Annotated in this window: 18 protein-coding genes and 1 other RNA gene; 16 read left to right on the top strand and 3 right to left on the bottom strand. The window is 44.4% G+C overall.

From position 1 onward, the window contains the following. Positions 1–147: 147 nt before the first annotated feature. The gene (locus QZ019_RS03855) at positions 148–1,965 is read left to right on the top strand and encodes a transposase (RefSeq protein ID WP_295482422.1); all 1,818 of its coding nucleotides are present in this window, start codon (positions 148–150) and stop codon (positions 1,963–1,965) included. A 119-nt stretch (positions 1,966–2,084) separates the two neighbouring features. On the opposite strand, the gene ssrA is transcribed toward QZ019_RS03855, so the two are convergent. Together ssrA and smpB are read right to left on the bottom strand one after the other, a co-directional pair. Beyond that, positions 2,085–2,448: a transfer-messenger RNA gene (ssrA, locus tag QZ019_RS03850) on the bottom strand. 42 nt (positions 2,449–2,490) lie between these two features. Beyond that, positions 2,491–2,970, bottom strand: coding sequence for an SsrA-binding protein SmpB (gene smpB, locus QZ019_RS03845; RefSeq protein WP_294566824.1), 480 nt, complete (start codon positions 2,968–2,970; stop codon positions 2,491–2,493). A 275-nt stretch (positions 2,971–3,245) separates the two neighbouring features. On the opposite strand from smpB, the gene rpsO reads away from it, so the two are divergent. From rpsO to ftsW, 14 genes are all read left to right on the top strand, one after another. After that, complete coding sequence (gene rpsO / locus QZ019_RS03840) at positions 3,246–3,515, top strand: 30S ribosomal protein S15 (protein WP_040909329.1); 270 nt, start codon at positions 3,246–3,248, stop codon at positions 3,513–3,515. 338 nt (positions 3,516–3,853) lie between these two features. Then, on the top strand, positions 3,854–6,019 hold the full coding sequence (pnp, locus tag QZ019_RS03835; RefSeq protein ID WP_295482443.1) for a polyribonucleotide nucleotidyltransferase: 2,166 nt from the start codon (positions 3,854–3,856) through the stop codon (positions 6,017–6,019). A gap of 258 nt (positions 6,020–6,277) precedes the next feature. Next, on the top strand, positions 6,278–7,651 hold the full coding sequence (locus QZ019_RS03830) for a sodium-dependent transporter (protein WP_294566819.1): 1,374 nt from the start codon (positions 6,278–6,280) through the stop codon (positions 7,649–7,651). Between the two features lie 14 nt (positions 7,652–7,665). Then, complete coding sequence (locus QZ019_RS03825) at positions 7,666–9,036, top strand: sodium-dependent transporter (RefSeq protein ID WP_295482441.1); 1,371 nt, start codon at positions 7,666–7,668, stop codon at positions 9,034–9,036. Positions 9,037–9,047: 11 nt separating this feature from the next. Then, a complete protein-coding gene (locus tag QZ019_RS03820; RefSeq protein ID WP_294566814.1) occupies positions 9,048–10,421 on the top strand; it encodes a sodium-dependent transporter in 1,374 nt (457 codons plus the stop codon). A gap of 291 nt (positions 10,422–10,712) precedes the next feature. Next, the gene (mraZ, locus tag QZ019_RS03815) at positions 10,713–11,195 is read left to right on the top strand and encodes a division/cell wall cluster transcriptional repressor MraZ (protein WP_295482439.1); all 483 of its coding nucleotides are present in this window, start codon (positions 10,713–10,715) and stop codon (positions 11,193–11,195) included. A 19-nt stretch (positions 11,196–11,214) separates the two neighbouring features. Then, positions 11,215–12,165, top strand: coding sequence for a 16S rRNA (cytosine(1402)-N(4))-methyltransferase RsmH (rsmH, locus tag QZ019_RS03810; RefSeq protein WP_295482437.1), 951 nt, complete (start codon positions 11,215–11,217; stop codon positions 12,163–12,165). Next, positions 12,165–12,713, top strand: coding sequence for a cell division protein FtsL (locus QZ019_RS03805; protein WP_295482435.1), 549 nt, complete (start codon positions 12,165–12,167; stop codon positions 12,711–12,713). Before rsmH ends, QZ019_RS03805 begins: the two co-directional genes overlap by 1 nt. A 2-nt stretch (positions 12,714–12,715) precedes the next feature. After that, positions 12,716–14,410 (top strand): penicillin-binding protein 2, encoded by a 1,695-nt coding sequence (locus QZ019_RS03800; RefSeq protein ID WP_295482433.1) that lies wholly within the window; start codon positions 12,716–12,718, stop codon positions 14,408–14,410. Between the two features lie 23 nt (positions 14,411–14,433). After that, on the top strand, positions 14,434–15,939 hold the full coding sequence (locus QZ019_RS03795) for a UDP-N-acetylmuramoyl-L-alanyl-D-glutamate--2,6-diaminopimelate ligase (protein ID WP_295482431.1): 1,506 nt from the start codon (positions 14,434–14,436) through the stop codon (positions 15,937–15,939). Between the two features lie 17 nt (positions 15,940–15,956). After that, on the top strand, positions 15,957–17,342 hold the full coding sequence (gene murF, locus QZ019_RS03790; protein WP_295482429.1) for a UDP-N-acetylmuramoyl-tripeptide--D-alanyl-D-alanine ligase: 1,386 nt from the start codon (positions 15,957–15,959) through the stop codon (positions 17,340–17,342). After that, positions 17,339–18,421 carry a phospho-N-acetylmuramoyl-pentapeptide-transferase gene (gene mraY, locus QZ019_RS03785; RefSeq protein WP_294566799.1) on the top strand — a complete coding sequence of 361 codons (1,083 nt, stop codon included), beginning with the start codon at positions 17,339–17,341 and terminating at the stop codon, positions 18,419–18,421. Before murF ends, mraY begins: the two co-directional genes overlap by 4 nt. A gap of 10 nt (positions 18,422–18,431) precedes the next feature. Further along, positions 18,432–19,769, top strand: a complete 1,338-nt coding sequence (murD, locus tag QZ019_RS03780) for a UDP-N-acetylmuramoyl-L-alanine--D-glutamate ligase (RefSeq protein ID WP_295482426.1) — start codon at positions 18,432–18,434, stop codon at positions 19,767–19,769. 5 nt (positions 19,770–19,774) lie between these two features. Continuing rightward, a complete protein-coding gene (gene ftsW, locus QZ019_RS03775) occupies positions 19,775–20,971 on the top strand; it encodes a putative lipid II flippase FtsW (protein ID WP_295482424.1) in 1,197 nt (398 codons plus the stop codon). 238 nt (positions 20,972–21,209) lie between these two features. Here ftsW and QZ019_RS03770 read toward each other — a convergent pair whose 3' ends face one another. Next, the gene (locus tag QZ019_RS03770; protein ID WP_295482423.1) at positions 21,210–22,598 is read right to left on the bottom strand and encodes an ATP-binding protein; all 1,389 of its coding nucleotides are present in this window, start codon (positions 22,596–22,598) and stop codon (positions 21,210–21,212) included. Between the two features lie 388 nt (positions 22,599–22,986). Here QZ019_RS03770 and QZ019_RS03765 point away from each other — a divergent pair, with 388 nt between their 5' ends. Further along, the gene (locus QZ019_RS03765; RefSeq protein ID WP_295482422.1) at positions 22,987–24,804 is read left to right on the top strand and encodes a transposase; all 1,818 of its coding nucleotides are present in this window, start codon (positions 22,987–22,989) and stop codon (positions 24,802–24,804) included. The last annotated feature ends 32 nt before the right edge of the window (positions 24,805–24,836 follow it).

Raw genomic sequence — 24,836 nt, 5'->3', positions numbered from 1 at the left:
AACCTGAAATTTACAGTCTAGGTAAAAATCGGATTTTTTATTTTTCTTATTCGGTTTAATTTCATTGTTTTTAAATAGTTTTTTATTATTGGAGCTTGATTTTTTCTATCTTTCTAGGTAAAATAATATACCTAGAAGATGATATTTATGCTTAAAGCTCCTGAACTGCCCAATCTCTATTTCGTCAAGTCCGGCAATTACACTTACGCCCGCATGTACCGTAATGCCTGGCAGAATAAAAAGTCAGGCTCCGGTAAGACCGCGGTCAAAACCCATACCAAAACCGTCGGTCGTATTGATAACAGCGAAGGCGTCGGCATTATCAAGTTTTCATCCGATTTTTGCCTTACCCATCCGCAGCTTAATAAGTTTTCCGTATCTCGTGTCGTTGATGAAGCAGCGGCTGCCTCCGGTAAATACAAACTGGTGTTTACTCCGCTCGATTCTAACGAAGAGCTTTACGCAGCTCCGCGTATCACCTGCGTGAGCATCGGTATGTCAGCGGTGCTTGATGAGTTATTAAAACGCGACGTACTGCCTAATTGTCTAAAAGAAGTATTCGGGGAGCATTATAAGCAGCTGCTTGCTGCGGCTTACTATATGGTGATGGAGCCGGACGCCAAACTGGCAAGACTCGGTCTTTTTGCCCGCGGCTGCCGTTTGCCCGCAGCGGCGGAAGAGCTGTATCCTGCGGCTGTGACCCGTCTTTTAGCTGCAATTACTCCTGAAAAGGTACAGCTGTTTTTCAAATCCTATCTGACGGCTTTGACTAAAAAACGCTTGTTATCCAAAAGAAGAATGTGGGCGCTTGATTCCACCTCGGTCAGTACTTACGCCAAACTCAGCGACGCCGAATACGGACACAATAAGCAGGAAGAAGCGCTGCCGCAAATCAATGTCATGATGATAACGGATGAAGACAGCTCCCGTCCTTTATATTATCAGTACTTCAACGGCTCGATACCCGATGTGTCCGAATGCGTCGGAACTTTCGAACTGCTGCTTAACCTCGGCGTGCATTCTTTCGTTGCCGTTGCCGACAGAGGTTTCTTCAGTGCCGCCAATATGGCCGTGATTGCAGATAAGGGCTATCATTTTCTGATGTGCGTACCGTACGAAAAATGCACCGGCTTTCAAAAATATATTGACGAAGCTATGTTAGCTTTCAGCCGTGACAACCTTTTTGACCTGCGCTGCGGACAAAACGTCTATACCTGTAAAGAGCAAACGGCCGTTGAAGGCGGTAAACACAAGGCTTATGTCCATGTCTTTTATCATCACGAGGCTTCGGGAGCACAAATCGACCATTATCAGCGCCGGCTTAAAGAAGTGAAAGAGCTCTTCATGCAAAAGAAAATCCTAACAGCCGAAGAGCAAGCTTTTCTTTATGCCAATTACCTTACCGATAAAGACAGCCGAGAGTTAATTCTTAACGATAATCATGAGCCAATCCTTGATACCGCTGTCTATAACTCTTTTATCAAAAACGCCGGTATCTGTCTTACCGTTTCCGATAATATTAAATATGCCGATGTCGCCTATCGAGCCTATGTCCGACGCAAGTGCATCGAAGACACTTTCGCTACACTTAAAACCCGCATGCAGCTTAAGCGCTTTCGCGTCAGCTCTGAGGATTCTTTATGCGGAAAATGCTTTATCGAATTTATTGCTCTGACACTTTATTCTTTCTTATACCAACGACTTGAAGCGGCTAAGAAAGCAGAGACGGAAATGCCGCATCATTCCTTAAGCGGCATAATGGACGAGCTGAGGGGAATTAAAGATTATTACTTCAGCAATACCCACGAGCATGTGATCAATCAGCTGTCTAAAAAGCAGCGTGAATGCCTGGATTTGTTCAAGGTTAAATATCCGCATTCCTACTATGACACTGAACTGACTGAAGTTAATCGCAGAAAAAAGGCGCTCAAACCGCACGGCAGCGATCTGCTTAAAGAAATCTAAAGACGATTTTACCTAGACTGTAAATTTAGGGAAAAGAAATGATTTAAAGTTTTGCGTAAAAACAAAAAATGACCGCATTTGCAGTCATTTTTTAGGGGATGTGAAAATTTTCAAAATCTTGGTGGAGATGGCGGGATTTGAACCCGCGTCCCAAAAGACTTCATCTTCAGCACTACATGTTTAGGTTTGTCTACGATCTTGATGCCGGCTGCGGACAACCACGCTACCTTGCACCACAGTCTGGTTAATCCTTTAGTATTTCATCCTCAGACGGGGGACTCCATACGATCTAGTGAAAAACTGACCCCGGATTAATTAAGCGTCACTAGAAAGGCTTAAAACCGAGGGCTTTACGCAGGTTATTAAGCTGCTAAAGCGTAGTTTTCGTCGTTGGCGACTATTTTTTTCCGACAGTTTTACGAGATACCGAGCTCGACATGCGCCTTGGAATCCATGCTTCCGGTCGAATCCAGAATCATCCCCAAGCTCTGCCATTATATATAAAAGTTAAAAAGAAGCAATGAATTAGAAATTTTTTTTCATAATGCGTTCTTTTTCACGCTGCCACTGCTTTTCTTTTAATGAATCACGCTTATCGTGTTCCTGTTTGCCTTTGGCAATGCCGATTTCAAGCTTGGCCCACGAGCCCTTCCAGTATAAGCGCAAAGGAATGATGGTATACCCTTGGCGCTGGGACTGACCTATGAGTTTGCTTATTTCCCTGCGGTTTAAAAGCAGAACTCTGGTACGGGTCGGGTCGCAGACTACGAAAGCGCAGGAGTTTTTAAGCGGATTGATGGTTGCGCCTAATAAAATAGCCTCACCGTCTTTTATCGTGACGTAAGCTTCTGAAATATTGGCTTTGCCCGCGCGCAAAGACTTTACTTCCCATCCCTGCAGCGACAATCCTGCTTCGATGCGATCCTCAATAAAATAATCATGAGTGGCGCGGCGATTGACCGCAATGACGTTATCGCCTTGTTTATGTTTTTTCTTGCCCGCCATAATATTTAAGATCCTATTTTTTTAAGTTGTTATTATCAGTTGTTCAGTGCCGCGAGGTGAGATTGTTAATTCTACTGTAAAAAATCTCATTATCTTCATATTAGTCTATGAATTTTTTTACTTTTTGATTTTAAGACGGTTTCTAAAACTCTTTGTGCGTTTTACCGCCATTTTGATCGAATTTGGTGAATTATTTATGTTAAAATTTGCAAGCTACCCCTCCTGAATTTGTGATTGGAAGGGGCGTATTAATTTCACAAAGGAGCATTTTAAAAATGGCATTAAGTGTTGAAACCAAAGCTAAGATCGTCGCTGAATTTGCCCGTGGAGAAAGAGATACCGGCTCTCCTGAAGTTCAGATTGCACTGTTAACCTACAGAATCGCTGACTTGCAGCCGCACTTCCAGGCAAACAAGAAAGATCATCACAGCCGTCGCGGTTTGTTGCGCATGGTTGCTCAGCGTCGTAAGCTTCTCGACTACTTAAAGGCTTCTGACGTAGAGCGTTATACCGCTATCGTTGAGAAGTTAAAGCTCCGTCGCTAATAACGACCGGCACGGGCGGCATTTTGCCGCCCGAATTTTACGTAAATTCGCGGTTATTTTCGGCGTAAGCTCGGGAAATCCGGCGATGGCAGCTTTTGCTGTTTAGTTTTTTGGCTTAAAAGATTTCAGGGATGAGGGGCACGGTGCCGCTCTGACTTGATTTAGGGTATTGTTTGAACATGCCCGCGGTGGTCTTTTTATATGTGAGAATATATAAATAAGATTATCGGTTAATGGAAGATGGTTTTCCATAAAGTTTCGTGCGCAAGTGCGTGACAGTTCATAAGGATCCGCAGCAGGCAGTTTTTAATTGCGGATCTTAGTAGGAGATATTTTTAATGAATTTAAAGCCTATCACCCGCACCTTTAAATATGGACGTCATACTATTACTTTAGAAACAGGTGCTATTGGTCGTCAGGCTGATTCGGCTGTTATGGCCTCAATGGATGACACTACCGTTTTCGCGACCGTAGTGTGCAACCGCCGCGAGCAGGTCGAGGGCAGAGACTTTTTCCCTCTTACTGTAAACTATCAGGAACGTTCTTACGCGGTCGGCCGTATCCCTGTCAGCTTCTTCAGACGTGAAGGTCGTGCCTCAGAAGGCGAGACCCTTATTTCAAGACTTATCGACCGTCCTTTGCGTCCTTTATTCCCGGACGGTTTCGTTAACGAAGTTCAGGTCGTAGTTACCGTAATGTCGGCAAATCCTGAAATTCCGACCGACATTATTTCTATCATCGCAGCTTCTGCCGCCTTGTCCACTTCAGGACTTCCCTGGAACGGACCTTTGGGAGCCGCACGCGTCGGCTATATTAACGGACAGTATGTTTTAAATCCGTTGACCTCTGAAACTGAAGAATCCGATCTTGATTTGGTCGTCGCAGGTTCCGACAAGGCTGTCGTCATGGTAGAGTCTGAAGCTAAGATCCTTCCTGAGGATGTAATGCTCGGCGCCGTTATGTACGGACATGAACAGCAGCAGGTTGTTATTAACGAGATTAAAGAGTTCGCAAAAGAAGTTAACCGTCCTGTTTGGGATTGGAAAGCTCCCGAGCCTGATTATGAATTGATCAATGCCGTTAAAGCCGATGCCGAGGAAAAAGTCGGTGAAGCTTTCCGTATCGTTGACAAACTTGAGCGCCAGAATGCCCTTGCTACCATTGAAGCCGAGACCATTGAGAAAGTTAAGGCTCAAAAAGAAGAGTGGGCTGAAAAAGATCAGGATATTGCCAAGATCTTCTTTGATTTGGAGCGCGATATCGTAAGAGAGCGTATTTTGTCAGGTGAAAAGCGTATTGACGGACGTACTTTGCGCATGATTCGCCCGATTACCGTGGCTTCAGGCATTTTGCCGCGCGTTCACGGCAGCGCTTTGTTCACTCGTGGCGAAACTCAGGCTATCGCAACTTGTACTTTAGGTTCCGAGCGTGATGCCCAGACCTTTGAGGACATGTCAGGAACAAGAAGCGATCGCTTCATTCTCCATTACAACTTCCCGCCTTATTGCGTAGGCGAGACCGGTCTTATCGGTTCTCCCAAGCGTCGTGAAATCGGTCACGGTCGTTTGGCAAAACGCGCATTGCGTGCCGTTCTGCCCGATATGGAGCACTTCCCGTATACCGTTCGCGTAGTTTCAGAAATTACCGAATCAAACGGCTCTTCATCCATGGCTTCAGTCTGCGGCGGATCCCTTGCTTTGTTTGATGCAGGCGTTCCTTGTAAAGCAGCCGTTGCCGGCATCGCAATGGGTCTTGTAAAAGAAGGCGACCGCGTTGCCGTATTGACCGACATCATGGGTGATGAAGATCACTTGGGCGATATGGACTTTAAGGTAGCCGGTACCACCGAAGGCGTTACCGCTTTACAGATGGATATCAAGACCGACGGCATTACCCGTGAAATCATGCAGCAGGCATTGACCGATGCTCATGCAGCTCGTCTGCATCTTTTGAAGATCATGGCAAGAGCATTGCCCAATCCGCGCCAGACCCTTTCTCCGTATGCTCCGCGCATCGTTACCATTCAGGTTCCGCCTGAGAAGGTTAAGGAAATTATCGGAAAGGGCGGCTTTAACATCCGTGCTATCCAGGCTGCCACCAACACTTCAATCGATATTGAAGATGACGGCACCGTCAAGATTTCAGCCAACACTGCAGCATCAGCCGATCAGGTTATCGCCCGTATCAACGATTTGTTAGTTGAGGTTGAAGTAGGCCGCGTTTACGAAGGTAAAGTAGTACGTATCACCGATTTCGGTGCTTTCGTTAATATTCTGCCGGGTCGTGACGGTTTGGTTCACATTTCTCAAATCGTCGATGAGCGTGTTGATAACGTCAATGATTATCTGCGCGTAGGCGATATCGTTAAAGTCAAGGTTCTTGATCTTGATAATACGGGCCGCATTCGTTTGTCGATTAAAGCGGTAAACGAAGAGAATAAAGCTCAGGACGAAAATGCCGAGACTGCTCAAGCAGAGGTATCAGAGAGTTCTGAACAGCAGTAATTTCCCGTAATAACTTGAACCCGAAAACCAAAATTTTCGGGTTTTATATTGATAGTGCGGCCGGGGGCTGATGCCTGTCGGGCCGCAAAAATTTTTTAAGGGTATAGCGAGCCCGGTTTGCCTGTCATGAATACTTTAAAGAGGCTTATTGCAGGAATATCGCTAAGCCTTATACGGAATTTTGCCGCTTAAGGCTGCAGGAATCCCCGACTTTATAAGGGGAGTAACCGTCAACGTAAGAAGACAGGTAGATTATTTATGGCAACACGTGAGCATTTTTCATCCCGCTTGGGTTTTATCCTGATATCAGCAGGTTGCGCTATCGGACTTGGTAACGTATGGCGCTTCCCTTTTATCACCGGACAATACGGCGGAGCTCTGTTCGTCCTTATTTATTTATTCTTCATGATTGCTTTCGGTGTACCTCTTTTATCCATGGAACTGGCTATCGGTCGTGCTTCACGCCGTACTTTGGCCCGTTCTTTTGAGGAGTTACAACCCAAAGGCACTCATTGGCATTGGCATAAGTTTTGGATGATTGCCGGCAACTACGTGCTGGTTTCTTTCTACAGCTTAATTACCGGCTGGATGCTGTTTTATTGCATTAAGGGCTATATGGGAGAGTTCGGCGTCAATACCCCGGCCGATGTCGCTGGCGCTGATTTCAACGCTATGCTTAATTCCCCTTCAAGCATGTTTACCAGCATGCTGGCCGTTACTGCCATAAGCTTCGGTATTTGTGCCTGCGGTTTAAGAAAAGGCGTTGAGCGCATTACTAAGCCGATGATGCTTTTATTATTCGTGCTGCTTGTTTTCCTTGCTGCCCGTTCTTTCACTTTATCCGGCTGGAGAGAAGGTCTTTCTTATTACCTTGCTCCTAATTTAGATAAATTGACTTCAGCAGGTCTTATGGAAGTAGTTACCGCAGCTATGGGACAGGCTTTCTTCTCGTTGTCTATCGGTATCGGTGCCATTCAGGTGTTCGGCACCTATATGAATTCTTCCCATACCTTGGCAAACGAAGGCTTCACCATTACCGCCTTAAACACCATGGTAGCTTTGCTTTCAGGTCTTATTATTTTCCCGGCATGCTTTAGCTACGGTGTTGAGCCAGGTGCAGGTCCCGGTCTTATTTTCGTAACCTTGGTTTCCGTATTCTCCAATATGTCAAACGGTGCATTCTGGGGCGGTACTTTCTTCCTCTTTATGCTCTTTGCCGCAATCTCAACCTTGATTGCCGTGTTTGAGAATATCGTTGCTATCACTATGGAGCTGTTTACTACTTCACGCCGCCGCTCCGTAATGATTAACTTCGTTATCATCATGGTCATCGGTTTACCTTGCCTTTTTGGCTTTAACTATCTTTCCGACGTTCATCCTTTAGGCGGAAATTCAACCTTCCTCGATCTTGAGGACTTCATTATTTCCAACAATATTCTGCCTTTAGGCGCTTTGTGCTATGCCTGCTTCGTTACATTCAGAAGCGGTTGGGGTTTTGAGAATTATCTTAAAGAAACCAATACCGGTGAAGGCTACAAGATCCCCAGATGGAGCAAATTCTATTACCGCATCATCATTCCGGTTGCAATCGTTTTGCTCTTAATCAACTGCTACATAACCGTGTTCGGTTAATTTAAGGTTTTTTCATGGCTCGTGAACAATTTTCATCACGCCTTGGGTTCCTGCTGATTGCGGCAGGATGCTCAATCGGGCTCGGTAACGTATGGCGCTTTCCGTACATCACCGGAGAGTACGGCGGCGCTATCTTTCTTGTAATTTATTTATTTTTCCTCTTTTTAGTCGGCGTGCCGATTTTGACTATTGAGCTTGCGGTAGGGCGAGCTTCACGCCGCAGCCTCGGCAAGTCTTTTGAAGAGATTTCCCCCAATACCAAATGGAACTTAAACAAGTTTTTCATGATTTCGGGAAATTATGTTTTGATGGCCTTTTACAGCCTGGTTACAGGCTGGATGTTTTATTACATGATAAAGGTCGGCAGCGGCGCTTATACCGGCGTAATCTCTCGCGATGAAGCCGGCGGGTTATTCGGCAGCATGCTTGCCGACCCAGCTTCGCAGTTTATAAGCACTTTGATTGTGGTTATAGGCTCTTTTGCCGTTTGTGCCTGCGGTTTGCAAAAAGGCGTGGAACGCATCACCAAGCCGATGATGATCCTGCTTTTCGTGCTGCTTATTTTTATGGCGGCTCGTTCTTTTTTTCTGCCGGGCGCAAAAGAAGGCATTTCTTATTATCTGATGCCTAACATCGATAACCTTAAAGAGCACGGAATTTTAAACACTCTGTCTGCGGCTATGGCTCAGTCGTTCTTTACCTTGGGTTTGGGCGTCGGGTCAATTCAGATTTTCGGATCATACATGGATAGGGAGCACACCTTATTTTCCGAAGGTATGACTCTTACTATTCTAAATACCGTAGTCGCGGTATTGTCAGGCTTTATTATTTTCCCGGCATGCTTTAGCTACGGGGTGCAGCCTGATTCAGGTCCAGGTCTTGTCTTTATTTCGCTGGTGTCGGTGTTTTCCAATATGGCATACGGTCAGATTTGGGGAGCCGTGTTCTTCCTTTTCATGCTGTTTGCCTCAGTATCTACCCTGATTGCGGTGTTTGAAAACATCATCGCTATCTGCATGGAAATTTTCAGTATTTCGCGCGTGAAATCAGTTGTCTACAACTGCATTGTAATCATCTTGCTCGGTATCCCGTGCCTTTTAGGTTACAATCTGTGGTCTCACGTTCAGCCTTTAGGACAGGGCAGTACGATTTTGGATACTTATGACTTTATCCTATCCAAGAATATTTTGCCTTACGGTACTCTTTGCTATATTTTGTATGTAGTCTTAAAAAGAGGCTGGGGCTTTGACAATTACCTTAAAGAGGCCAATACCGGAATCGGCATCAAGATCCCCGCTTGGGCTCTTAACTATTATAAATTCGTTCTTCCTGTGGTCATTGTGGTTTTATTCCTGCAAGGATACGTGGAAATCTTCGGTAAATAAAGGAAAACATTATGTCTTCTGATCGTGAACAATTTAAAACACGCTTAGGCTTTTTGTTAATTGCCGCCGGCTGTGCTATCGGTCTTGGCAACGTGTGGCGTTTCCCGTATATCACAGGTATGTACGGCGGAGCTCTTTTCGTAATCATTTACCTTGCCTTCCTCCTTGGCGTAGGTATGCCGCTTTTAACTATAGAGCTTGCTATAGGACGTGCTTCTCGCCGTTCTATTGCCCGCGCTTATGAAGTTTTGGAGCAGCCTAAAACCAAGTGGCATTGGAATAAATTCTGGCAGATCCCGGGCAGCTATATCCTGATGTCTTTTTACAGCGTCATTACCGGCTGGCTTTTTTATTACATGATCCGTTTCTGGGTAGGCGGATTTGAAGCCGGCATTCAGCAGGAACAAGCCTCTGTCGAGTTTTCCGAACTGCTTGCTAATCCTTTGACCATGTTCGTCTGCATGGTTACCGTGGTCGTAGCATCTTTTGCCATCGTGGCATTGGGCGTGGTTCGCGGTGTCGAGCGTATCACCAAGCCGATGATGCTTCTGCTTTTTGCTCTGCTTATTTTTATGGCAGTACGTTCATTTACTTTACCGGGTTTTAGCGAGGGTATCAGTTATTATTTGATGCCTAATGTCGGAAGTATTTCAGAGCACGGCATCATGGAAGTTTTGTGGGCGGCGATGGGTCAGTCCTTCTTTACTTTGTCGGTAGGTCAGGGCTCTATCCTTATTTTCGGCAGCTATATGGATAAGCAGCATACCCTGGTTACCGAGGCAACTTACATTTGCGGACTTGATACTACCGTAGCCTTGCTTTCAGGCTTTATTATTTTCCCGGCATGCTTTAGTTACGGAATTGCACCGGATGCAGGTCCTAACCTTCTGTTCGTTACTTTGACCACCGTATTTTCCAACATGTCTTTAGGCTGGTTCTGGGGCGGACTTTTCTTCCTCTTCATGCTTTTTGCCGCGGTATCCACTTTAATTGCCGTGTTTGAAAGTATCATCGCCATTTCCATGGATTTGTTTGCCGTATCTCGCGTCAAGGCGGTTATCGTAAATTTCCTTATCATCACGGTTATGGCAATCCCGTGCGTGCTCGGCTTTAACTACTTAAGTTTCGTCCATCCTTTGGGTTTTGGAACTATTTTGGATTTCCAGGACTTCCTTATTTCCAATAACGTTCTGCCTATCGGCTCATTGGTCTTTGTTCTTTTCATTACCGCCAAGACCGGATGGGGCTTTGATAATTACTTAAAGGAATGCAACATTGGTGATGGCGTTAAGTTATCGCGTGGTCTGATTTGGTATTTCCGTTTCGTAATGCCGCTTATTATCGCTATATTGCTGGTTGCAGGTTACGTAAATATTTTCGGTTAATTAAAAATAAGCTTACATTAAAAAGCGTTCGTCTAAAAAAACGGGCGCTTTTTTTATTTTTTCTCCACTTCTCTCCATTTTCGTAAAAAATTTTTTACACACCTTTTGTCTTCAGGGCTTTGACTGATCAGCTTAAAGCGTTTTGCATCAATATTTAAGCCTTGTTTTATATATATAAAATCATGTTTTTTCTTTATTAAACAAAACGTTGCCTAGATCTTGCTTTTTGGTATAAACTAATAAATGGGAAAAAGTGGATCAAAGTGGTAAAAATTTACCGGATAAGATTATATGCGCAGCAACCTTCTTTTATGCGGAACCAGCGAAATCGCCCTTGATGACAAGGGTCGATTGGCCGTGCCTGCGCGTTATCGCGAGATTTTAAAAGATGAATGCTGCGGAGAATGCGTTATTACCCGCAGTCTTTTTGATCCTTGCTTGTGGCTTTATCCTAAGACCGAATGGGAAGTGGCGGCAGCGGCGTTAAGCGCCTTGCCTTCTCTTACCGATGAGTTGTGCAGAAGCCTGCAGCGCTTGCTTTTAGGCAGTGCCGTTTATGTCAAGATGGACGGACAGAGCCGTATTTTATTGCCTCAAGAATTACGCAGCGCCGGGTCAATAAGTAAAAAAGCCGTGCTTATCGGCATGCAAAATAAATTCGAGCTTTGGTCTGAGGAAATCTTACAGCAGCAGCGTTCACGCGATATTCAGATGATTGCCGACGAACGCGCTACCCTTTTGTCCCATCCTGAACTGAAGAATTTGAAGCTTTAACTTTAGTGAAGGAGCGGGCATGGCATTTTCACATATTCCGGTTTTATTAAACGAGACACTTACGGGGCTTAACATAAACCCTGACGGGATCTATGTCGACGCAACTTTCGGCCGCGGCGGGCACAGCCGTGAGATTTTAAAAAGATTAAGTAAAAACGGCCGCTTATATGCTTTAGATCGTGACCTTAGCGCAATCGAGGCGGCAAAAAGCATTGACGATGAACGTTTTTCCATCGTTCATGCACGTTTTTCACAGTTAAAAGAAGTTTGTGAAGATTTTAAGATCTTGGGAAAAGTAAACGGGATCCTGATGGATATCGGTGTGTCTTCTCCTCAGCTTGACGATGCGTCCCGCGGCTTTTCATTTGATAAAGACGGTCCTTTGGATATGCGTATGGATCAAAGCGCGAAAGTTGACGCGGCTTTAATCGTAAATACGTATGACGCAAAAGATCTTGCTTATATTTTTAAAACTTACGGTGAGGAACGCTTTGCCGGCAAAGTGGCAAATGCCATCGTAAGACAAAGGGAAAAAGCTCCGTTTACCACGACTTTGGCTCTTGCCGATGTCATCAGCGCGTCAATTCCCGGCAAGCCCGGGCCTAAGCATAAAGCCACTCGCTGCTTTCAGGCCTTGCGTATTGCGGTAAACAGTGAGCTTGACGAGCTTAAATCCGCCTTAGAAGGTAGTCTTGACGTTCTTGATAAAGACGGAAGATTATGCGTGATTTCATTTCATTCCCTTGAAGATCGCATAGTAAAAACATTTATTCGGGAAAATTCGGAAGGGCCTAAGCTTCCGCGCGGCTTACCTATAACCGATGAAGAATTGGCGGAGTTGAAACTAAAGTCCTGCACGCTGCAAAAAATCAGCGGTGCGATTAAAGCGACCGATGCTGAAATTTCGCAAAACCCCCGTTCGCGCAGCGCCGTGCTTCGCGTCGCCGCCCGTCTTGGGAGGAGTTTATAATGTTCAATGATAATACCGCGTTAAATCTTGATAACGAGAATTTAAAAACCGCCGAAAAAGAAGACTCTTTGCAAGAGAACAAAGAGCAGGAAGCGGTATTGCCTTTTTCTCTTGAAACTAAAGAGGAAGAAAAAAGCGATCCTGTAAATGAGCAGAGTATTGATGAATTTGAAAATCTCAAAATGGATTCAGGCGAGGATCGTTATTTTTCATATCGTCCCGAATACGCTAATTTATGGCAGATAGAAGAGCGTTTGGTTCCTTCTATCCTTGCCGATATTTCCAAAAATTTCCTTACCTATTTTTTAGGTGTGGTTTTATGCGCTTTGAGTTTATATAAAGTTTATCAGGTGCAGGAGACCCGCGATTTGACGGCCCGCTATAACGAAGTAATGATGAACAACGAAAATCTGCATAAGGAATGGCTGTCATTGCTTGCTCAGCGCCAGACTTTGTCCGAGCAGAACACGATTCGCGAAGCTGCAACGCAGAAGCTTAAAATGGTAGCGCCTAAAACCGAAGCCGAACAAGTAATTAAAATTAACTGAAAATGGTTTATAAGCCTTCTTTAAAAAATAAAACTTTTACTTTAAGTCTTTTTCGCGTCGTAATCGTGTGGCTGGTCGTACTTTTAAGTATGGCCTTTTTATTGACGCGTCTTTTATGGATCCAGGTTTTACATCCTGAAAATCTGATTAAGGAAGGAAATTCGCGCGTGGTGCGCAACTATTCCTTTGAGCCGGCGCGCGGACTTATTACCGACCGCTTCGGCCGCATCCTGGCTATCTCCGTACCGGTTAAAACGGTTTATGCCGACGCTTTGGAGTTAAGCCGCAATAAAGTTACCTATGATGTTGAGAAAATAAAAAAGGTTGCGGCGATTTTAGAGTTGTCGCCTCAGGAAGTCTTTAGCAAGATTAAAAACCCCAAGCGTCGTCACGTGCGTTTAAAACAGTATTTGACGCTTGATAAAGCTAAAGAATTATCCGATATGCGCCTTCCGGGCATCATTATCAATGATAATTATCAGCGCTATTACCCGACCGGCGCGGTGAACGCTCACTTGGTCGGTTTGCTTAATTCAGAAGGCGACGGTGTCTACGGGGTGGAGCAAAGCTTTAACAGCTATTTGTCGGCAAAAGCTTTATCGCGTGTTGCGCATAAGGATTTGCAGGGACATATCATTGAAAACGTCGCGACTTTAGAAGAAGGGAAGGCCGGCGGCAATTTGATGCTAAGCGTAGATGATCGTCTGCAGACCATTGCCTACAGCTCGCTGAAAAAAGCGGTTACCGATCATGCGGCAGAGAGCGGTTCCGTGGTCATGATTGATGTTAAAACCGGTGAAGTCCTTGCCATGGTCAATTACCCGTCTTTTGACCCTAATGATCGCAGCGTATTTAACAGTGAAAAGGCTAAAAACCGTTCAATTACCGATATTCTGGAACCGGGTTCTACGGCAAAGCCCATTGTGGCGTTGAGCGCTCTTGAGCAAAATACCGTTTCGTGGAAAGAAATCATCGACACGAGACCTTTTGTTGTCGACGGCAAGTTAATCCGTGATTCCCATGCGATGAATTACGGTACTTTAACGGAAATATTAAAGTACTCCTCAAATACCGGTATGGCGCATATCGCCTTGCGCACCGGACCTACTAAGATTTTGGATACTTTAAAGCAATTCGGTTTAGGTCATTCAACGGAAAGCGGGCTTGTAGGCGAAGTAAACGGAACTTTAAACGCCAACCGCAGATTCTGGTCGGAAATCGATAAGGCAACAATCGGCTTTGGTTACGGTATTGCCGTCACTCCTTTACAGTTAAGCTCGGCATACGCGACCCTTGCCAATTACGGTTCACGTCTTCCGGTCTCGATTTTGCGTCTGCATCAAAAGCCTACTGCCCTGCAGGTTGCCGACGTTTCTGAAGTTAAACGCATTCATGCGGCTCTTGAGACGGTAGTCTCTCAAGGTACCGGCGGAAAAGCCGCAATCGATCGCTACCGCATCGCGGGTAAAACCGGTACCGCAAAAATCGCTGAAGCAGGCGGTTACGGTTCACGATATTTTGCATCTTTTGCAGGATTTGCGCCGATCTCCAATCCGCGCTTTGCCTTGGTAGTCGTGATTAGAGCGCCGCAAAAGGGCAGTTTCTACGGCGGTACGGTTTCAGGTCCTGTTTTTAGGGACGTGATGACTCGTGCCTTGCAGCTTTATAATATAGCTCCTGACAAACCGGATAAATAAGCGGGAATTAAGAAATGGAACACATGCAAAGACCCAGGACGCTGCAGGAAGTTGCGGCTTTTTTGGAAGAAGACAAGAACGTCGGCTCTTGTTCTTTATCCACGCTTGAAGAGGACTCAAGACAGGTTGTAAAGGGCTCTCTTTTTTATGCGCATAAAGGTCATACCGTAGACGGTTTTGATTTTATGCTAAAAGCTCAGGAGCAAGGCGCTGCGGCCGTTATTTGCGATTGTGATGAGGATCCTTCACAGGAACAGTTAAAGGATGTGTCAATTCCCGTTTTGCATCTTAAAAAAGGAATGACCATAGGGGAGTTTGCCTCCTGGTTTTATTTCAATCCTTCATCAAAATTGCGTCTTATCGGCATTACCGGAACCAACGGCAAGAGCACGGTAACTCAGCTTATCGCGCAGTATCTTGCTTTATTTAACCGTAAGTGCGCGGTTTTCGGGACTTTAGGCTACGGTTTTTTGCCTAACTTAAAACAAAGTTCCAATACTACACTAAGCGCGGTCGCTTTGCAGAAAGCATTAGCTGAGGTGGTAAAGGAAGGAGCCGATTACGCGGCTTTGGAAGTGTCGTCAATCGGTGTCTGTGAAGGTCGCATTGACGGTTGCGTATTTTCAGGCGGGGCTTTTACTAATTTAACCCGCGACCATCTTGATTATCATAAGACGATGGAAAATTACGCTAAGGCAAAGCGTGAGTTTTTAAATCGCGTCAATCCCGATCATTTATGTCTTAATGTTGATGACGCCATGGGTAAAAGTGTCGCGACTTTAAAGCCTGAGGCGATTTTGTTTTCACCAAAAGGAGCGCTTGCCGTAAACGCTCCTGACAAGTCCGTAAAGCACGCGCTTTTAAATGTTACCGATATTGAGTACAAGCATGACGGCCTTAAACTTAAAATTGACAGTACTTTCGGTAAAGGCGACGCATCCTTGTCTCTTTTGGGTACTTTTAATGCCGAAAACTTCCTTTGCGCCTTAAGCGTGCTTTTAAGTTTCCATTTCCCGCTTAAAGAATTACTTGAAAAAGCATCGCAATTAAAGCCGATTTGCGGACGCATGGAGTGTTTTTATAAAGAGGGCAAACCGCGCATGATCGTAGATTATGCGCATACTCCCGACGGGGTTGAGAGTGCGCTTAAAGCTGCTCGCAGCCATACTCCGGGCGGCAAAGTATGGTGCGTTTTGGGATGCGGCGGCGACAGGGATAAAGGCAAGCGCCCGATGATGGCGATAAAAGCCTGCGTTTATGCCGATAAGGTGATCTTCACCTCAGACAATCCGCGTACAGAAGATCCGGTACGCATATTAGAAGATATGGAAGCCGGGGTAAAAGGCAGTGCCGATAATTATGAATGCATCGTAAAACGTGAGGACGCCATAACCAAAGCCTTTAATGAAGCAAAAAGCGCAGATTGCGTGGTTGTCGCAGGCAAAGGCCATGAGGATTATCAGATTATAGGCAAGGTTAAGCACCATTATTCGGATCGCGAGTTTGTGATGGGGCTTTTAGACCTTTAAAGCATAGGACCTAAGATATGATCCCTTTTTATTTAAGCGAGCTTGCAAAAAAAGCGCAGGGTACGTTGACAGGTGATGACGTAAAAGTAGAAAGCGTTACTACCGATTCGCGCAATTGCCCTCAAGGCAGCCTTTTTATCGCATTAAAAGGCGAGAAGTTTGACGCGCATGATTTTCTTGAAAAAGCCGTCGCTTCGGGGGCGGCGTCATTAGGCGTAAGCAAAGGCGATAATTTTTCCGTTCCTTATGTAAAATGTACCGATACTTTGCGCTTACTCGGACTTGCGGGGCTTTTGGTACGTGAAAAATGTAAGACCAAAATCGGTGCGGTAACCGGCTCTTGCGGTAAAACCACGGTCAAGGAGATGGCTTATTCCATATTAAAGCAAGGCTTTAATGCCATGTGTACCGAGGGTAATTTTAATAATGACGTCGGTGTACCGCTGACCTTATTAAGGCTTGATGAAGATCTTGATTATGCAATTATTGAGCAGGGTGCAAGCCATAAAGAGGATATTAAGCGCACCTCTGAATTCGTTCAGGCTGACGCGGCGGTCATTACCAACGTGGGACAGGCCCATATTGAAGGTTTCGGTTCATCACACGGTGTTTATGAAGGAAAAAGCGAGATTTTGGATGCGGTGCTTGAGCGCGGCGGCATCGGCATCGTTCCTTCTTCAAGTGAGTGGATTGACGAGTGGAAAAAAGATTATAAAGAAGCCTTTTCTCAGGGAAAAATGCTGACTTTCGGTTTTAATGACGATGATTTTGTAAAAGTAAGCGAAGTTGAAAGCTCAGCAAATGAAGTGTCGTTTATTTTGACGGCAAAAGGTCAAAGCGAGCATATAAAGCTTAATCTTTTAGGTAAGCATAATGCGAAAAACGCGGCAGCCGCCGCAGCTTTGTGTTTGGCTTTAGGCTGTGACTTTAAATATATAAAGCCCGGTCTTGAAAATACTGCATCGGTTAAAGGCCGTCTTCAGGTTAAGAAATTTTCAGGCTTTACTTTAATTGATGACGCTTATAACGCAAGCTTTAACGCAGTATTGTCGGGAATTGATACTTTAAGTTCTTTTGCAGGTTTTAAGGTGATGGTTTTCGGCGATATGGGCGAGCTTGGCGATGAGGCGGTATCTTTACATGAAAAAGTAGGTTTATACGCCAAAAACAAGATAAATCTGCTATTATGCCTCGGCCCGCTTTCACGGCACAGTGTAGAAAAAGCAGGGGGCATTGCCCGTCATTTTGACAGCCATGAAGAATTAGGCGCGTTTTTAAAGGATGAGGTTTTAAAGCAGCATAAAGATGCCGTGATTTTAGTAAAAGGATCGCATGCGATGCGCATGGATCTTATTACCGATAAGCTTATCGCGTTAAGTGAGAGCAAGGATAGCATTAAATGATCATCTTACTTTCAGAATATCTTTCATCGTATATCGATTCATTTCGAATCTTCAGTTATCTGACGTTTCGTTCGGTACTTGCCATGTTTACCGCACTTGCCTTGTCTTTGTGGTTAGGACCGTACGTTATTCGTAAGCTGCAGGTTCTGCATTTTGGTCAAGTCGTGCGTAAAGACGGTCCTGAAAGCCATCTTAAAAAGCAGGGTACCCCGACCATGGGCGGCGTGCTTATTAACGGCGTTATCGTGATAACCATGCTCTTATGGTGCCGTCTTGATAATCCTTACGTATGGATGACTATCGCGACTGTGGTCGCGTATGGTCTTATCGGCTTTGCCGACGATTATCTTAAAGTTGTGCGTAAAGATCCGCACGGACTTCGTGCCAAATATAAATACTTCTGGCAGTCTGCCGCCGCCGTGTGCCTCGGCTGCTGCATGTACGGGATGGCAAAATCCACCGGTGAGACTTCGCTTGTCATTCCGTTTTTTAAAGATTTTATGCCGGATTTAGGCTTCCTTATTATCCCGCTTGCTTATTTCGTGCTTACCGGATCTTCAAATGCCGTTAATTTAACCGACGGTCTTGACGGTCTTGCCATCGCTACCACCATTACCGTAGCGGCAGGTCTTGGCGTGATTGCCTGGCTTACCTCAAACGCCAATTTCGCGGTTTATCTGTATATTCCGTATTTGCCTAACGCATCGGAGCTGGTCGTAGCCTGTACCGCTATTGTCGGAGCAGGTTTGGGCTTTTTGTGGTTTAACACTTATCCTGCCGAAGTTTTCATGGGCGATGTCGGCTCTCTTGCTTTAGGAGCGGTTCTCGGCATTATCGCTTTATTGTGCCGTCAGGAAATTCTGCTCTTTATTATGGGCGGCGTGTTCGTGATGGAAACGATAAGCGTTATTTTGCAGGTCGGATCTTACAAGATGCGCGGCCGCAGAATTTTCAGAATGGCGCCTATTCATCATCATTTTGAAAAAGGTGGCTGGCCTGAACCGCGCGTATTCATGCGTTTTTGGATTGTTACTTTAGTTTTGGTACTTATCGGTCTTATCACCTTAAAGCTTCGCTAAAGAGTTTTTTATGAACAAAGAGTTAAACGGTAAAAAAATCGCGGTGCTCGGCTTAGGTATTTCCAATGTCGCCGTCATCAGTTATCTTTTAAAACACGATCTTAAAGCCCTGGGCGTTTATGACACCAGAGCCAATCCTCCTTATGTTGATGAATTGCCGTCAGGAATCGATCTGCATTTAGGACCGTTGAATATTGAAGAGCTTAAAACTTATGACATGCTTGTCGTAAGTCCCGGTCTTAGTATTTCCTTGCCGGAAATCGCCGCTGCAGGAAAAGCCGGCGTCGAGATTGTGGGTGATGTTGAACTCTTCGGTCGTGAAGTTACCGACGTGCCGATTATCGGTATTACCGGCAGCAACGGCAAATCCACGGTTACCGCACTTGTCGGCTATATTCTTGAAAAAGCCGGAATTCCGAGCGCTATCGGTGCCAATTTCGGCAATGCCGTATTTGATATTTACTCAAAGCGCAACCAAATGTACGTTTTGGAGCTGTCAAGCTTTGAGCTTGAAACCACAAGCTCTTTGCATTTAAAGGCAGGCGTGATTTTAAATGTCTCGGAAGACCATTTGGATCGCTATGACGGCTCGATTGATAAGTATCGTGACGCTAAGCATCGTATTTTTATGCATTGCGATAATATTATCGTCAACCGCGATGATCCTCGTACTTTCCCCGCAAACGGACACTACGTGGCAAGTTTCGGTCTTGATAATTTAAGTTACGGCCGTGAGGAAACTCCTGAAACCACTTATCTTACGGTAAACGGCAGAAGAGTTTTAGATGTAAGGGATCTTATTATTTGCGGTCGCCATAATGAGCTTAACGCTTTGGCCGCAATGGCTCTTGCCGACGCGGTTGGTATTGATCGCAACGTGCAGATTGAGGCATTAAAGACCTTCCCGGGGCTTGAGCACCGCTGCCAGCTTATCCGCGAACTTAATGGCGTAAGCTACTATAACGATTCAAAGGCAACCAACGTGGCGTCAGCCCAGGCGGCAATCGAAGGCTTGTGCTCACGTCATCCTAAAGGAATTATCCTTTTGGCAGGAGGTCTTGGCAAAGGTCAGGATTTCACGCCGTTAAAGCGCTACTTAGGTAAAGAAGTATCAGCCATGTTCTGCTTTGGCAAAGACGCCGACAAACTGTTGTGCCTTGATGAAAACTATACCCACAGCGTACTTAATTTGCGTCAGGCCTTAAATTCGGCTGTACAGATGGCTCGTCCCGGTCAGGCTATTTTATTGTCGCCTGCCTGTGCATCCTTTGATCAGTTCAAAGGCTTTGAAGAGCGCGGACGCGTTTTCGTTAATCTCGTAAGACACTTAAAGGCTGATGAGGAATAAAGCCGATGAGTGAAAAAGCCGCCGCTGCAACACCGGTTATAAAAAAAGCAAAAGTCAAAAACAAAGTCGGTTTTGACCGCATGATTTTGCTTGTAGCTTTGGCGTTGATGGGGATAAGCGTGGTGCTGATAAGCTCCGCTTCCGTTATGGAGAGTCTTACCCGCTTTAACGATCCGATGTACTTTTTAAAACGGCAGCTTGTTTATGTCGCAGCAGCTTTGTTTTTAGGCTTGGTCTGCGCGGCGATTCCGACCGGGGTTTGGAAAAAATACAATATGACTTGTATGTTCCTTACCATAGTGCTTTTAATTTTGGTGCTGATTATCGGTCGTGAGGTTAATGAAGCCAAGCGCTGGATCCATTTAGGATTTATCAACATTCAGCCAGCTGAAATCTTAAAGCTGTGCTGGATTTTGTATTTCTCAAGCTATACCTGCCGCAAAATTAATGAAGTTCAGTCAAGCCTTGCAGGCTTTATCAAGCCGATGATTTTCATCGCCGTGATTTCCTTGATGCTTTTGGCGCAGCCTGACTTTGGCTCTTTGGTGGTGGTAACCTGTATTACTTTCGGTATTTTGTTCGTAGCAGGCGCCGGTCTTTTAAAGTACATCGCCACATTAACTATTGTCGGAGTTATCGGCGGTATTCTGGTCATGATTCAGCCGTACCGTATGCGTCGTATTCTATCTTTCCTTGATCCGTGGGAAGATCAGTTCGGCGCCGGTTATCAGCTTACGCAGTCTTTAATGGCTTTCGGACGCGGCGGGTTAACCGGAGAAGGTCTTGGCAATTCCATTCAAAAATTAGGTTATCTTCCTGAAGCTCATACCGACTTCGTGACCGCGATTTTAGGCGAGGAATTCGGCTTTATCGGCATGAGCGTGGTGATTTTGCTTGAATTCATTCTTGTTTATAAAGCAATCGTAATTTCATTTAATATTTTACGTAAAGCTCCTTTGTACCAAGGTTATGTGGCTTTCGGCATCGGTGTATGGTTCTGCTTGCAGACGGTGATTAATATCGGAGCTGCATCCGGCGCTCTTCCGACCAAAGGACTTACTTTACCTTTGGTAAGCTACGGCGGTTCGTCGCTTTTTGTTTCAATTGCCGCTATAGCGATTTTATTGCGCATTGATTTTGAATGGCGCAACGGCAGTTTTAAAGCCGATTTAAAAGAAAGCTTGCAGGGAAAAGCTTCTTAAGTTTTTACGGCAAGAGTCATTTAAAAGATCTTGCCGTAAGTAAAATTAATTAAGACGGGAAGAAACTATCATCAAGGATTTGAGCTATTGCCTATTCATCTTGCCAAATTGGTTAAATCTAACTTATCAAAATGACCTATATGCCTGAAAGCAGTTTGCTAGCTGAACCAAGCAACAATATCTCGTTCATAAAGAGTTTACTTTTTTGCCTTTGCGCGGTCTTATTTACGATATTTTTTTAACTATTCTCAAAGATTTGTTCAGGCAGGAAATACGTTATTCCTGTTTGACGCAAAGGACGTTTTTTTAAAAATAACACTAAATGAATTTTTTGCTCTTTTTTAATAAAAGGCAGACATTTTGTTTTTTCTGATAAATCGTGAATTAGGCGTTCGGCATTTTCCGTCTCGGTCCACTTACACTCGCCGATGAGTATATGTTTTTTGTCAAATGATTCGGCTACCACGTCAAGCTCTATCATTTTTCCTTCTTTACAGTCGTTGGGAAAGATTTTTCCCCACCAACTTGATGCCAGATTGTAAGTAACTCCATCAATCACGTTGCCGCTTATGAAATTTCTGCATAAAAGCTCCCAATATTGTCCAACAAATTGCGTAAATTGGGCATCGATCATTTTCATGACCGTATCATATCGTCCTAACTCTAAAATAGAATGGTAGGGAGAAATAAACCGAAAATAAAAAGATAAAAGGTTATCATTAATTTTGTAAATCCCTTTTTTGCTGTTTTTTTCATTTTCACCAAAGGGAATTTCACGGCGTATATAGCCCAACTTACGGAGTTTGCTTAAAGACTCGGTAATTTGTGTGGCATTTTTACCCGCTCTTGCTGCAATTTCCGATAATTTGTTCGCTCCGTTGCCGATGATGGAAAGAATAGTAGATGTTTGGACCGTTTCACGTAAATCATCTCTAAGCAGGCGCAGAGGTTCTTCTGCTAATATACCCTTTGTGTCTAAAATTAATTTTTCAATGGCGGTTTTACGGTCAGGATAATCAGATCTAAGCTCCCAATAGCGGGGAATCCCTCCCCAGACAGCGTACTCTTCAATAGATTCTTCAGAATTAATATGTAGGGCTTTAGAAATATATTTTACGGGGATGGGATCCAATTTAATGATTTCATCGGCAAGCCCATACAGAGGTTCTTTTCTGTTAAGAATATATCCTTGCATCAGTTGCTGAGAAGAGCCGCAAATAATCAAGTCAAATTTAAGTGTACGTTCATTAAGCAATTTTTGAATAACTGATGCAATAGAGGGACAGCTTTTAACTAAATAAGGAAATTCATCAAGGCAAATTAAGAGGCGTTTTGTGAGTTTTGCGTTTAATTCTCGAAACAAAGTTTCCCAGTCAGGGTAAATAACTCTGTCAAAATAGGGAATATTCAAGGCGATAGTTTTAGATAAAAGAAAGCGTTGATTTGCTTCATTGGTCTGATCGCTTAAAAAGTAAATATCTTGTTTGGACAACGTTTCTTTGATTAAAGTTGATTTGCCGATACGTCTGCGTCCGTAGATCACAATAAATTGTGTATTTTCTCTACTTAACGCATTGCGTAAACGGTCTTGAGAGTCAATTCTATCTATAAATGTTTCTAGTTTCATATTAAAAATTATAAATAACAAAGATTATCTTTGTTATTTATAATAATGTTTTTTACGCTTAAAATCCATCATCTTGATAAAACACAAAGATTATTTTCATTAAAGTTATTTTTGTTTAAATCGCTGATGACTCTAACGGAATATCTACTCAAAGCGTATTCCAAAATAGAGTTAATTTAACCGCTAAAGCCAATAATAATATTTCTGTAAACTCCATCGGAATATCGGCTAGTTGCTCTGACACCTGAAATTTACAGTCTAGGTAAAAATCGGATTTTTTATTTTTCTTATTCGGTTTAATTTCATTGTTTTTAAATAGTTTTTTATTATTGGAGCTTGATTTTTTCTATCTTTCTAGGTAAAATAATATACCTAGAAGATGATATTTATGCTTAAAGCTCCTGAACTGCCCAATCTCTATTTCGTCAAGTCCGGCAATTACACTTACGCCCGCATGTACCGTAATGCCTGGCAGAATAAAAAGTCAGGCTCCGGTAAGACCGCGGTCAAAACCCATACCAAAACCGTCGGTCGTATTGATAACAGCGAAGGCGTCGGCATTATCAAGTTTTCATCCGATTTTTGCCTTACCCATCCGCAGCTTAATAAGTTTTCCGTATCTCGTGTCGTTGATGAAGCAGCGGCTGCCTCCGGTAAATACAAACTGGTGTTTACTCCGCTCGATTCTAACGAAGAGCTTTACGCAGCTCCGCGTATCACCTGCGTGAGCATCGGTATGTCAGCGGTGCTTGATGAGTTATTAAAACGCGACGTACTGCCTAATTGTCTAAAAGAAGTATTCGGGGAGCATTATAAGCAGCTGCTTGCTGCGGCTTACTATATGGTGATGGAGCCGGACGCCAAACTGGCAAGACTCGGTCTTTTTGCCCGCGGCTGCCGTTTGCCCGCAGCGGCGGAAGAGCTGTATCCTGCGGCTGTGACCCGTCTTTTAGCTGCAATTACTCCTGAAAAGGTACAGCTGTTTTTCAAATCCTATCTGACGGCTTTGACTAAAAAACGCTTGTTATCCAAAAGAAGAATGTGGGCGCTTGATTCCACCTCGGTCAGTACTTACGCCAAACTCAGCGACGCCGAATACGGACACAATAAGCAGGAAGAAGCGCTGCCGCAAATCAATGTCATGATGATAACGGATGAAGACAGCTCCCGTCCTTTATATTATCAGTACTTCAACGGCTCGATACCCGATGTGTCCGAATGCGTCGGAACTTTCGAACTGCTGCTTAACCTCGGCGTGCATTCTTTCGTTGCCGTTGCCGACAGAGGTTTCTTCAGTGCCGCCAATATGGCCGTGATTGCAGATAAGGGCTATCATTTTCTGATGTGCGTACCGTACGAAAAATGCACCGGCTTTCAAAAATATATTGACGAAGCTATGTTAGCTTTCAGCCGTGACAACCTTTTTGACCTGCGCTGCGGACAAAACGTCTATACCTGTAAAGAGCAAACGGCCGTTGAAGGCGGTAAACACAAGGCTTATGTCCATGTCTTTTATCATCACGAGGCTTCGGGAGCACAAATCGACCATTATCAGCGCCGGCTTAAAGAAGTGAAAGAGCTCTTCATGCAAAAGAAAATCCTAACAGCCGAAGAGCAAGCTTTTCTTTATGCCAATTACCTTACCGATAAAGACAGCCGAGAGTTAATTCTTAACGATAATCATGAGCCAATCCTTGATACCGCTGTCTATAACTCTTTTATCAAAAACGCCGGTATCTGTCTTACCGTTTCCGATAATATTAAATATGCCGATGTCGCCTATCGAGCCTATGTCCGACGCAAGTGCATCGAAGACACTTTCGCTACACTTAAAACCCGCATGCAGCTTAAGCGCTTTCGCGTCAGCTCTGAGGATTCTTTATGCGGAAAATGCTTTATCGAATTTATTGCTCTGACACTTTATTCTTTCTTATACCAACGACTTGAAGCGGCTAAGAAAGCAGAGACGGAAATGCCGCATCATTCCTTAAGCGGCATAATGGACGAGCTGAGGGGAATTAAAGATTATTACTTCAGCAATACCCACGAGCATGTGATCAATCAGCTGTCTAAAAAGCAGCGTGAATGCCTGGATTTGTTCAAGGTTAAATATCCGCATTCCTACTATGACACTGAACTGACTGAAGTTAATCGCAGAAAAAAGGCGCTCAAACCGCACGGCAGCGATCTGCTTAAAGAAATCTAAAGACGATTTTACCTAGACTGTAAATTTAGGGT

The sequence above is a fragment of the uncultured Succinatimonas sp. genome, from assembly GCF_905203285.1.
Lineage (GTDB): Bacteria > Pseudomonadota > Gammaproteobacteria > Enterobacterales > Succinivibrionaceae > Succinatimonas.
This window is presented reverse-complemented; position numbering and strand designations above follow the sequence as displayed.

Coding starts and splice junctions, on each gene's coding strand:
- QZ019_RS03830 (WP_294566819.1), top strand. CDS start 6,278: ATGGCAACACGTGAGCATTTTTCATCCCGCTTGGGTTTTATCCTGATA.
- mraY (WP_294566799.1), top strand. CDS start 17,339: ATGATCATCTTACTTTCAGAATATCTTTCATCGTATATCGATTCATTT.
- murF (WP_295482429.1), top strand. CDS start 15,957: ATGATCCCTTTTTATTTAAGCGAGCTTGCAAAAAAAGCGCAGGGTACG.
- QZ019_RS03855 (WP_295482422.1), top strand. CDS start 148: ATGCTTAAAGCTCCTGAACTGCCCAATCTCTATTTCGTCAAGTCCGGC.
- QZ019_RS03770 (WP_295482423.1), bottom strand. CDS start 22,598: ATGAAACTAGAAACATTTATAGATAGAATTGACTCTCAAGACCGTTTA.
- QZ019_RS03805 (WP_295482435.1), top strand. CDS start 12,165: ATGTTCAATGATAATACCGCGTTAAATCTTGATAACGAGAATTTAAAA.
- smpB (WP_294566824.1), bottom strand. CDS start 2,970: ATGGCGGGCAAGAAAAAACATAAACAAGGCGATAACGTCATTGCGGTC.
- QZ019_RS03820 (WP_294566814.1), top strand. CDS start 9,048: ATGTCTTCTGATCGTGAACAATTTAAAACACGCTTAGGCTTTTTGTTA.
- pnp (WP_295482443.1), top strand. CDS start 3,854: ATGAATTTAAAGCCTATCACCCGCACCTTTAAATATGGACGTCATACT.
- QZ019_RS03800 (WP_295482433.1), top strand. CDS start 12,716: ATGGTTTATAAGCCTTCTTTAAAAAATAAAACTTTTACTTTAAGTCTT.
- ftsW (WP_295482424.1), top strand. CDS start 19,775: ATGAGTGAAAAAGCCGCCGCTGCAACACCGGTTATAAAAAAAGCAAAA.
- rsmH (WP_295482437.1), top strand. CDS start 11,215: ATGGCATTTTCACATATTCCGGTTTTATTAAACGAGACACTTACGGGG.
- rpsO (WP_040909329.1), top strand. CDS start 3,246: ATGGCATTAAGTGTTGAAACCAAAGCTAAGATCGTCGCTGAATTTGCC.
- QZ019_RS03765 (WP_295482422.1), top strand. CDS start 22,987: ATGCTTAAAGCTCCTGAACTGCCCAATCTCTATTTCGTCAAGTCCGGC.
- murD (WP_295482426.1), top strand. CDS start 18,432: ATGAACAAAGAGTTAAACGGTAAAAAAATCGCGGTGCTCGGCTTAGGT.
- mraZ (WP_295482439.1), top strand. CDS start 10,713: ATGCGCAGCAACCTTCTTTTATGCGGAACCAGCGAAATCGCCCTTGAT.
- QZ019_RS03825 (WP_295482441.1), top strand. CDS start 7,666: ATGGCTCGTGAACAATTTTCATCACGCCTTGGGTTCCTGCTGATTGCG.
- QZ019_RS03795 (WP_295482431.1), top strand. CDS start 14,434: ATGCAAAGACCCAGGACGCTGCAGGAAGTTGCGGCTTTTTTGGAAGAA.